The sequence below is a fragment of the Acinetobacter sp. YH12128 genome, from assembly GCF_013418655.1.
Classification (GTDB): Bacteria; Pseudomonadota; Gammaproteobacteria; order Pseudomonadales; family Moraxellaceae; genus Acinetobacter; species Acinetobacter amyesii.
In genome coordinates, this window is sequence record NZ_VPBO01000043.1 from 1 (window position 1) to 10499 (window position 10499).

At 40.8% G+C, this 10499-nt stretch carries 10 protein-coding genes and 1 pseudogene; 4 read left to right on the plus strand and 7 right to left on the minus strand.

The window, feature by feature from the left end; all coding sequences use genetic code 11:
* Window positions 1-136 precede the first annotated feature (136 nt).
* Window positions 137-469: pseudogene (locus FTU64_RS15680) on the plus strand (NADPH-dependent FMN reductase); the annotation flags it as partial.
* A 325-nt stretch (window positions 470-794) separates the two neighbouring features.
* Here FTU64_RS15680 and FTU64_RS15685 read toward each other — a convergent pair.
* Window positions 795-2084, minus strand: a complete 1290-nt coding sequence (locus tag FTU64_RS15685; RefSeq protein ID WP_180060263.1) for a glutamate carboxypeptidase — start codon at window positions 2082-2084, stop codon at window positions 795-797.
* Window positions 2085-2574: 490 nt separating this feature from the next.
* The gene (locus tag FTU64_RS15690) at window positions 2575-2970 is read right to left on the minus strand and encodes a tautomerase family protein (protein ID WP_180060265.1); all 396 of its coding nucleotides are present in this window, start codon (window positions 2968-2970) and stop codon (window positions 2575-2577) included.
* Between the two features lie 383 nt (window positions 2971-3353).
* Here FTU64_RS15690 and FTU64_RS15695 point away from each other — a divergent pair, with 383 nt between their 5' ends.
* From FTU64_RS15695 to FTU64_RS15705, 3 genes are all read left to right on the plus strand, one after another.
* Complete coding sequence (locus tag FTU64_RS15695) at window positions 3354-3629, plus strand: hypothetical protein (RefSeq protein WP_180060267.1); 276 nt, start codon at window positions 3354-3356, stop codon at window positions 3627-3629.
* The gene (locus FTU64_RS15700) at window positions 3596-3883 is read left to right on the plus strand and encodes a hypothetical protein (protein ID WP_180056169.1); all 288 of its coding nucleotides are present in this window, start codon (window positions 3596-3598) and stop codon (window positions 3881-3883) included. The genes FTU64_RS15695 and FTU64_RS15700 overlap by 34 nt, the downstream gene beginning before the upstream one ends.
* Before the next feature lie 280 nt (window positions 3884-4163).
* Window positions 4164-5204: a TauD/TfdA family dioxygenase gene (locus tag FTU64_RS15705; RefSeq protein ID WP_180060269.1), complete on the plus strand. Its 1041-nt coding sequence runs from the start codon at window positions 4164-4166 to the stop codon at window positions 5202-5204.
* Window positions 5205-5297: 93 nt separating this feature from the next.
* Here the strand turns inward: FTU64_RS15705 and FTU64_RS15710 are convergent, their stop codons facing one another.
* The 5 genes from FTU64_RS15710 to FTU64_RS15730 all read right to left on the minus strand — a co-directional run bounded on the left by FTU64_RS15710 (window position 5298) and on the right by FTU64_RS15730 (window position 10185).
* Window positions 5298-6473, minus strand: a complete 1176-nt coding sequence (locus tag FTU64_RS15710) for a PQQ-dependent sugar dehydrogenase (protein ID WP_373886585.1) — start codon at window positions 6471-6473, stop codon at window positions 5298-5300.
* A gap of 381 nt (window positions 6474-6854) precedes the next feature.
* A complete protein-coding gene (locus FTU64_RS15715) occupies window positions 6855-7166 on the minus strand; it encodes an ankyrin repeat domain-containing protein (RefSeq protein ID WP_180060271.1) in 312 nt (103 codons plus the stop codon).
* 82 nt (window positions 7167-7248) lie between these two features.
* Window positions 7249-7794: a hypothetical protein gene (locus FTU64_RS15720; protein WP_180022953.1), complete on the minus strand. Its 546-nt coding sequence runs from the start codon at window positions 7792-7794 to the stop codon at window positions 7249-7251.
* 82 nt (window positions 7795-7876) lie between these two features.
* A complete protein-coding gene (locus FTU64_RS15725; RefSeq protein WP_180022954.1) occupies window positions 7877-9226 on the minus strand; it encodes an aromatic acid/H+ symport family MFS transporter in 1350 nt (449 codons plus the stop codon).
* A gap of 407 nt (window positions 9227-9633) precedes the next feature.
* Window positions 9634-10185, minus strand: coding sequence for a DUF4256 domain-containing protein (locus tag FTU64_RS15730; protein ID WP_180056170.1), 552 nt, complete (start codon window positions 10183-10185; stop codon window positions 9634-9636).
* Window positions 10186-10499: the final 314 nt, after the last annotated feature.

Sequence of the window (10499 nt, forward strand, 5' to 3'; positions counted from 1 at the left end):
ACGTAATTTAAGGGTTTTCATGTACTTATATTAACAATCAAAACTCAAGGAAAATAGTCCTTAGTTAAATCAAACGACACTTCATGTCGTGTCGCTTATATCTCTGACCTGAAGGACAGAGTTTTACGCTCCATTTGATAAAATCGCGCAAGGCGACGCATTTATTTTCATTAGCCCTGAATACAACCACGGCTATAGCCCTGCGCTCAAAAATGCGTTGGATTACCTCGGTAAAGAATGGGGCGGAAAACCTGCGGCATACGTTAGCTATGGTGGCACCAATGGTTCACGTTCAATTGATCAAATTCGCCAAGTGGCAACCCAATTGGGCTTAATTGACAGTAATGCTGTGGTTGAAATTCGTGACATTTTCACGCGTAATCAAGCAGATAAATTCGAACCGAATGAATTTGACAACAAAGCGGTTAAAGCGATTTTCAAAAAATTACTGCAATATGTGAGTGCTTAATTCTTGCCGTTCGCGTGATAGATGCCGCCTTTTGTAAGTTCAGGCTTACATTATTTTCGGCAGATAGCAGCTATACGCCATGCATCATCCACGATAAAGTTAAAGCATACAGAGGCAGGACGTCACTGAACATAAAACAACAATGATAAGACTAAGCAGGAAGCTTACGGTAGGACAGGAGTTATACCGCTAGAATGAATCTGAAAAAGCCTCGACAGGATGTCGGGGCTTTTTTCATTTCAAATGCTACATAAGAATAGCTCTAACATGAGCCACAACCAAACTCAGGGCAATGGCTCATTAGATCTCACCCAATCGGATGCGATTACTTTTTAGAACTTTCCACAATTAAACGCGTCACCAAGTACAAACGCGGTACGATAGAATCCGTCAAAATATATTCTGCTTTATCTGAATGTAATCCATCTCCAGACATGCCGATTCCTTCAATGATCGCGGCTTTCGAACTAACCCCAGCAAAAGCGGCATCGGTACCACCACCCCAAGCGGTCGTTTCAACTTTCATCGGCAGCTTTAATTCGTTTGTGTAAATCTGCTGGGCTATCACGGCTAATTTTTTGGCTTGTGGACTGGCTTCTAAAGGTGGACGACGCACTTCAAATTTAACTTCGACCTGACTTTCCGCCAATTTTTTGGTTTTGACTTTTTGCTTCAAGGTTTTTTCCAACTCAGCAAAATCTTGTGGTTTTAAAGAACGAGCATCTGCCTGTGCTGTCGCATGGTCAGGAATCACATTTCGGGTTTTTCCAGCCGTCGCAACAGTCCAATTCAGCTTTAAACCCGTTTTCGAATTGGATAGATTTTCCAGTTGTTGAATCTGAAAAGCCAGTTCTGTCAAGGCATTGACCCCTGCTTCAGGTTTTACCCCCGCATGCGAACCCCGCCCCTTAATATCTAAATAAGCCGCACCAATCCCACTGGTGGCTAACATCAAGCTTCCCTCTAAACCACCGGTTTCAAAGGAGAGGACAACATCCTGATTTTGAGCCGTATCCATAATCAATTGGCGCGAGCCGGGTGAACTGATTTCTTCATCTGAATTAATTAATACCGTAATGGTGCCGTAATCTTGGTACTTCAGCTGTTTCAGCATATCCAAAACATGAATCACTGCAGCAACACCTTGCTTGTCATCCAAAATACCCAAGCCATAGGCTTTATTACCGTCTATGCGAAACGGTTGACCTTGTAATTGGCCCTTTTGATACACCGTATCGTTATGCGCCAACAACATAATGTTCGTTTGACCTTTGCCTTTTAGTACCGCTTTTACAATCGGCCCTGTCTGATCTGGCGCACCATCGAGTTTCATGATGTCTTTGGGCTGAATCACGTTCACCTCAGCCCCTGTGGCTTTTAATTGCTCTGCGACCACCTTGGCAATTTGATTCAAACCCTCAATATCTTTACTGCCAGATTCAATATTGACCAAGGTTTTCAAGGTCTCTAAATAACTGTGTTTTTGACTTTCCGCAATTTTCTTAATCTCTTGTGGAGATGCTGCCCAATTTGCTGAAGCACTAAGCGCAATGGCACAACCTAATGCGAGCTGAAGTTTTGACGTCGTCCGTTGTTGTGTAAGTGTTCTTAGCATCGATCTTATTCCCTGTATATTTTTCATTATGAATTTTTAATGTCTGATAAATTAGTTCACCATTCAACCAATTAATCGCAAAAATATGTAACACCGCTGATAAAGCTTTTAGTCACTTCAAAACCAGCTTCCAGCTGTTTTAAAAGCGGTTTAGATCGATTTGGAAACATAGATCTAGCATTCGAGAGCCTAGCTGCTATGCAATGCCTTGAAGGAACGGTCAGAATTAAAATTTAAGTGTTGTACGTTTTGGCTTACATTAGATGCGGATAATAGACACTATTCACGTTATTGGATTACTTTTATATTAAGGTCATACAGCGACAGGATGTCACTGAACATAAAACAACAATGATAAGACAATGAGCAGGAAGCTTAACGGTAGGACAGGAGTTATACCGCTAGAATGAATCCGAAAAAGCCCCGACAGGATGTCGGGGCTTTTTTCGTTTAGGCGATGTGAAAGCAACATTCCATGTATTTGCACAGACTAAACATCGACCTGAAAACCTAAATCGACATCACAAGCGGCTTGACCACCTCGTATCCCCCAATTTTCTAGAGGGCTTTCACGTAAGGTAATGATGATATGGTCGGCCGGAATGCCAAATTCCACCAAATTTTGCACCAGTAATTGATATAACTTACGCTTAGTTGCTACGGTTCGTCCCGCAAAACAATCAATGGTGATATGCGTAAAGCGCTCAGGCTGCGTCAAATGATCAAACACCTGAAACCGATGTGGCGCATGCACTTGCAAACGTATATTGCGGTCATATCGAGGCAACTGAAAACTCTGTTGTAAGGCGTCAAAAACGGCATTTATCAGCTGTTGTTCTTGTTCAATGCTGTATTGCATCCGTATATCGATTTGTGTTGCAGGCATGCGCGAAACTCATTGTTGTTATTTAAATCACTACACTAGCAGGATTTAGCGGCGTTCTGCTGTAGGCATTTACCTACAGCACTTGCAGTATTTACGCCTGTAGCCTCAACAGCAAAGCGCCTATAGTAGGAACATACAAAGACAGGATGTCTTGCAATAAAAATAAATAATGCACATGCAGCAGGAACGCTGATCGGTATGACAGGAGTCATATCTTTAGAATGAATCTAAAAAGCCCTCGATAGGATGCATATTCTTGCCCAATTGGACACTTGATAGTATATCGTACTGGACACAGATTCTTCTTTTAATTGGACACTCTTATTTTCAGACACTCTTTGCATCTAAAACGAAATTTAAACGAAAAAAGTAAAATGATTCCTATGAAAAAAGCGGTTATTGCACTGAGTTGCTTAAGTATACTTTTGATGGCCTGTTCCTCGCTTCTTAATCTAAGTATTCAGAATTCACTAAAAGAAGTGAGAACATCAAAATTCCTAAAAAATGAAGATAAAACAAAAAACATTGGTGGGATTGATGCAAATAGTAATGGTGTGCGTGATGATATTGAGGGATACATAAAGCTCAAATATGGGAATAACCCTGAATTTGTTAGCGTATATATATGCAGTATGCACAAGAATTACGAAGAAAGCTGACTTTGGCTAGTGATGATCGTGAGGTCTATCGTAGAGCGTCACACGAAGTTAGTAGAAAAATGGTTTGTGCTGCGGAAATTGACTATAAAGTTGAGCCTGAAAAAATGTATCGGGACACAATGATCATTTATGCCCTGTCGGTGAATACCAAGCAACGTAAGGCTGAAAGTAATCGTATTAGCTCGTTGGTGAGTGGCATGGTATTCACATTACCAACTGAGGGACACTGCAAAATTAATGAATACGTTTATTAAAGTGTCCAACTTAAAAAAGAATGGGTGTCCAAATACTTATTGATTTTGCAATAGGATGTCGAGGGCTTTTTTCATGTCGTCATTCATTCAGAGATCGCACTCTATTCGTCGAAAAATCGCAATTTATCAACAATACTTACATCGCAACAGTAAAACTGTACTTATAATCGGCAGAGAATTTAGACAGAATAACGGCTGCGAGTTCAGCAGCTCGAACTGTCAGCGCTTAGGGATTAGGCGACAACAATAAAAATTGAATTAAAAAATTAGAGAATGACCTATGCAATTGCAACAGCAACAACTGAATAGTTTTACCCGCATTTTTTATGCCGCTCCAGAACACAATAGCCCGCAAGATCTTGCACAATATATTGGCGCGCATCGACAAGAGCTTTTACAACAAATCCATGAAAATGGCATCTTACTGTTTCGTGGTTTTAACATCGAGCAACCCGAACAATTTAACCAACTGATTGAACAATATTTTCAGTTTACGCCATGGAATGCATTTAACCCCAACATGCCCAGCTGGGTTGCATCTTGGATGCGAAAATACAGCGAGAAATTGCTCGGCGCAGGCGACTACCGTCGTTATATCGATCGCAACACAGTGCAATTGGGTCCAGTCGAAAACTCGGTACAAGGCCCACATGTTGAAGGTGGTGTGCGCTCAGAACGCTCGCGTTATATCGCCTTATTTTGTCAGGAACCTTCGACGTATTTGGCAGAAACAGGATTTAATAACTTAGAGCAGATTTGGGAGAATTTTCCGAAACATCTACAGGAAAAATATCTTGGTGCATGGAACCATTTTTCTTATGTCTCGGCGCGCGAGGTGGGGCTATTTGACCGATTATTGCTGAAAAAGAGCCCGTTTAGTCTAGAGATTCGACAAGATAAAAAAGCCAAACTGACCTTGCAGCGTTCGCCACTGGTGATTCATCACCCCGATACGAAAAAGCATGTGATTCAGCCGTGGGCTTTTGCTAATAATACCAATCCATTTGCCCATCAGGCGGCCAAAAATTGCTTTGAAAATCGCGGGGAGATTGAAATCGATTCGACAGCGGACGGCATGCAACTGACTTGGGAAATTTACACGCCAGAAGGTCAACAAATTGAATGGAGCGATGCCGAAAAGCAGCAATTTTTTGATGCGATGTATAAAGATGCCCTGCTTTTGCAGTGGCATAAAGGTGATGTTGCGATCGTCGATAATATTAAAATTGCGCATTGGCGAATGAATGGAGAACAAGGAAATCGTAAATTAATTCAAATTCAAGCCAATGCATTTAATGCCGATGAGCACTATGCGGCTTAGCTGACGGATTTAAAATTCGTGCAGGCCTGTATGTGAGAAGCCCCGTAGGGGCTTTTTTTTTATTTTTTGAATTTTTTGTTTATTTTTTAGCCGCTATTTTGGCTCAATTTTGAATAACCATGCTTTTTCACCGTCCTCAATCCCCCAAATGGCGCCATCTTTGGCCTCAATCAAGCCACGGATCCGCTGTTTCATATCGATGCGCTGGATTTCTGTTACTGGTTGATGTGCTGTGTCCACAATCACGATTGCTTGAGACGACAATCCGCCAATCAGCGCTTTATTTTTCCACAAGGGGAACTTTTGCCCTTGGTAGAACATCAAACTCGACGGTGAAATCACCGGTGTCCAGCTGATGGCAGGCGCTTCAAATTCAGGCCGTGTAAGATGATCAGGAATCGGTTGATCATCATAATGATCGCCATTCGACACATGTGGATAGCCATAGTTTTTCGCACGCTGCACAAGATTTAACTCATCACCGCCTTTCGGGCCCATTTCGGCCACCCAAAGCTGCTGTTTTGCATCAAATGCCATGCCTAAAGGGTTACGGTGCCCGAAGCTCCACACTTGCTTGGCAACTTCGCCTTGGGTCTGAAATGGATTATCTGCAGCAGGCGTTCCATCACTATTTAAGCGCAGCACTTTACCCAAATTTGACTGCAGATCTTGTGCAGGATCAAACTTCTGACGTTCGCCCGAACTCACCCATAATTTTCCATCTGCGCCAAATTGCATACGGTGTGAATAATGGCCTTGACCTTCTACTTTTGGAATTTGCCTCCAAATGATTTTTCGCTGTTTTAAACTTGGCGCAGCTTCATTTGGGTTTAATGTGGCTTTTTCGATGACAGCGCCATAACCGCCCTGTCCTGCTTCTGCATAGCTCAGATATATCTGATGATTTTTTTCAAACTGCGGATCAAGTGCAATATCACCTAAGCCGCCTTGTCCGCCATAGGCAACTTTGGGAAGGTTTTTCACCTGTATTTTCTGCTGGTTTTGCGGATTAAAGATAATTAGCTGACCTTTTCTTTCAGTCAGCAATATACGGCCGTCTGAGAGCGGCTGGATGGCCCAAGGCTCATTGAATTGAGCGATTTTTTGTATTTTAAAGCGCTGTTCTTGCTGGACTTGTGCAGAATTTTGAGTTTGGCTTGGTGTTTGATCTTGTGCTGTAGTTGTGGTGTTTTCCGCATGGCATGCGGCTGTCATCAAGATGCCAACGATCAGGCTAGGCGTTCGAAAATATTGTATGCATTGTTTCATTTACTGTTCCCTTCCCTTTTATAATCATTTGATTCTAATCAATTAATCAGATGATTTTTCTTTGGAAAGGTAACAGAATAATTTTGTACGTTTTGGCTTACATGACATGCAGAAAATTGCGGCTTTCCAAGTTTATGAAACAGGCCTAATCTACAGTTATCAGGAGACAGGAAGTTTCCGAAACATAAAACAATAACAATAAGTTTCTGCATCAGGACGTGAGATATGACAAGGAGTTGTATCTAGAACACGAAATACGAAGAAAACCCCGACAGGATGTCGGGGTTTTCTTTTTCTATCTATTGATTATTTACGACCCTTTAAAAAAATCCCCCAGATTCAGCTGGAGGATTTCACGATCATGATTTTCCGCGATCGAACTTAGAGACTTTTCAAATAAGCCACAACATCATCATGACCTGCCATTTCTGCAAGTTCTAAAGCGGTATATTGGGTTTTGTGCTTTACATCTGCACCTTTGACTACCAATAGCTTCACTACGTCTAAATAGCCGTTTTCTGCGGCTGCATGCAGTGCGCTGTAGCCTTCTTCATCGGCAGAGTTTACGTCTATGCCATTTGCCAAAGATTTATCGACTTCAGCCAGTTCACCTAAAGATGCCCAGTACACTAGCTCAGGCAGATGCAGTTCTTCATCGTCTTCAGGGATTGGGGAGATAGAATTAAAGTTCATATTTTTCTCACAATAGTATTAATAAGGGCTTAGTTAGATATTAGATTAATTAAAACCAAATAATTAACAACACAACAAAATATTAACTCTCTCCAACCCACAGTTGAATTGTCGCACACAATTGTAATCCATATACCCAACCAATAAAGTCGCCTAGCTCTTGACCGTTAAAACTCAAATCAATAGTTTTATTCCTAAAAGTAGTAGGCAAATCATTAGGAATTCCTTTTATAGACCATACACCATTATGACCAATTGCATTTCTAAGATGCCTTGCAAAGGCATACCATTCTTGTGACCTAAAATGATCAGATTTATTATTTTCAAAAGCATAACTTTTGGCAGCTTCGAAAGTTTCTAAAATCATGTAGTAAAATGTTTGTTTAACAAACATTTTTGCTGAACCATTGTCTAAAGTATTTGAAAAATTAATATTATATAAAAGCCAATCTGTAGCAGCTACTTCATTTCCGCTTAAGACATATATTTCTTTATCTGATACTGTTAAATTATAATTACTCAAATAACGGCTTGTTGGTTCTTTTACTGCTAATCCGTAAGCACCTAAACTAAACCAAAAGGCATCACGGACGTATTTCATTTTTTCTAAACATCTTTCTTTTGTCATAATTTTAAATATTCTAAATATCATTTCTATTAGAGCATAAAAAGCCCCCTTTCGGAGGCTTTTCTTTTTAAAGAATCACAACTTAGGCTTTCGCTGTAGATGCCTCTTTAACATCAATTTTATCACTGTCGTTTTCATGCATGATCAATGCAACCGCGATCGCAGTAATCAGTACAGGTAAACCCACCGCCATAAAGTTGAAATGCGCAGGTAAGTTCATACCGAGCAAACCACCAATCAGAATCGGCCCTACAATCGCGCCCATACGACCAATTGCAGAAGACCAACCAATACCCGTCGAACGTACAGCAAGTGGGTAATACTGCGCCACATAGCTGTACAGCAGCATTTGCGAACCAATAGATGCAGCACCTGCCAAGAACACCAAAATGTATAGCAAGAACTGATTTGATTGGAAGCCCATCAAGCTCATCACAATCGCGCCCATCATACCCAAAACCATCAGCACAGGTTTTAAATGGAAACGGTCAGCCAAAATACCACCGCCAACAATACCCACAACTGCGCCCACGTTCATGACCATCATAAACATTAAGCTGTTATCCATAGAATAACCGGCTGCCATCATCAGTTTTGGTAACCAGCTGCTTAGCGCATACATGGTCAATAGGCACGTAAAGAACGCCACCCAAAACAATAATGTATTTACGGCACGACCACGGCGGAATAAACTCACCACGTTAGCAGCTTCAGGCACGCTTTCTTGAGGCAAAGTGAACACTGTATTTTCAGTCACTTTCACTTCAGGTGCTAAGCGCTTCACGATACTGCGGGCTTTTTCCTGTTTGTTTTCTTTCACCATAAATGCCAAAGATTCTGGTAAAAATCTCCAAATCACAGGTAAAAGGAAAAGTGGAATACCCGCAATAAAGAACATGATTTGCCAACCAAAGTCAGGGGTGAACCATGAACCTAAAAGTGCCGCCATCACACCACCGACTGCATAACCACTAAACATCGTCGTTACCAGTGTGCTACGCATCTTCTGCGGCGCGTATTCAGACGTTAAAGCCACAAGGTTAGGCATTACACCGCCAATCCCTAAACCAGCCAAGAAACGCAAAATACCAAATTCTGTTGGATTCGACGCAAAACCACCGGCAAAGGTCAAACCACTAAATAAAACGATACAGATCATAATGACTTTTTTACGGCCAATCTTATCCGCTAAAGAACCAAAGAACATGGCACCAAACATCATGCCTGCGAGCGCAGTACTGGCAAGCATCCCCGCTTGCATTGCACTTAAGCCCCAGTCTTGCATCAATAATGGTAAAACCACGCCATTAATCGCTAAATCGTAGCCATCAAATAAAATAATCAATAAGCACCAAGCCACTACATTGAAGTGGAACGGGGTAAATTTAGCCTTATCGACTACAGAATTTATGTCTATTTTTTCCGTTGTCATCGTTCTCATCTCCCATGAGTACTTGTCCATAACATTCATTGAATTTTTAAGTAAAATTCAACAGCCACGGAATATACGGAACAGTGTTTTCTAGGGATATTAGACGTATGTTTAATAAATCTAGTCGCTTATAAGTACATGTTAATTGTGTTATTTTTCATGCTTTAGTTTAATTATTAAACATTATCAATATATGATTATTTAACTGATTTTTTTAAATAATAATACCCTTATTTTCAGGCCTAATTCTTCTATTCTTTCATTAAACTTCAGAACGACACACCATCATTTATTTCTATCTTTAGTTTAGAAAAATTTTAAATGTCTAAAAAACAAACGCAATTACATCTTTAGAAAAGCTCGCTTTAACGCACTTGATTGTTTTAAAAACATTTATAGCACTGAGATTAAGCGATCACCAGCTTACAGCGAAATCCACGAGACGCATAATATGACTGCGCGCCATTATGGTAGCTAAATACATGATCATAACGTCGATCACAAAACAGTGCCCCGCCCTTTTGCCGAATATCCGCTGGCGTCACAATCCAGCTCGAAGTCTTTAAATCGAAATGAAAAACTTGCTGTATCGCTCGATAGTCTTCTTCCGTCAGTAGCTCAGCACCGATGTCTCGAACCATGTCTATAACGTTATTTTTCGGGGGATGATCCTTCCGATTCTCCAAGGCATCACGGTCATAGCACAAGTTTCTTCTAAACTTTGGCGACTCTAAGCTGCAATCATAAAATATCAGGTCATTAGATTGCTGATTCAGCATCACAATATCTGGCTCACCGCCTGTTTTTTCCATTTCGATTAAAATTTGTAGTTTTGAGGGCTGTGCTATCAATTGTTTTTTAACATAATCCCAAAGTAATTCTGGATGACGCTGCATATTTTCCTCAAAGCGTTGCTGCAATATCTCTAAAATAGAGACTTCATCAAGATCTTGGAGCATATGTACATCCTATTGTTTTTATACCTTGGAGACTGAACTTCACTATAAAGAATATAGGCTCACCTTGATGTAAATTTTTAGCGCTGTTTAGCCTCATTCTTTTTTAATATCTCTCGTTTTCCTATTTTTGTGCTTTAGCTTTTTCTACTTTTATAACGTTCTTTTCCTTTTTTCTTTTTTCTCCTTGCATAAAAAAACACCCCCTGACGTATCAGGGGGTGTTTCGAATAATGAGCTGGCGATGACTTACTCTCACATGGGTAACCCCACACTACCATCAGCGCTAAGAGGTTTCACTTCTGAGTTCGGGAAGG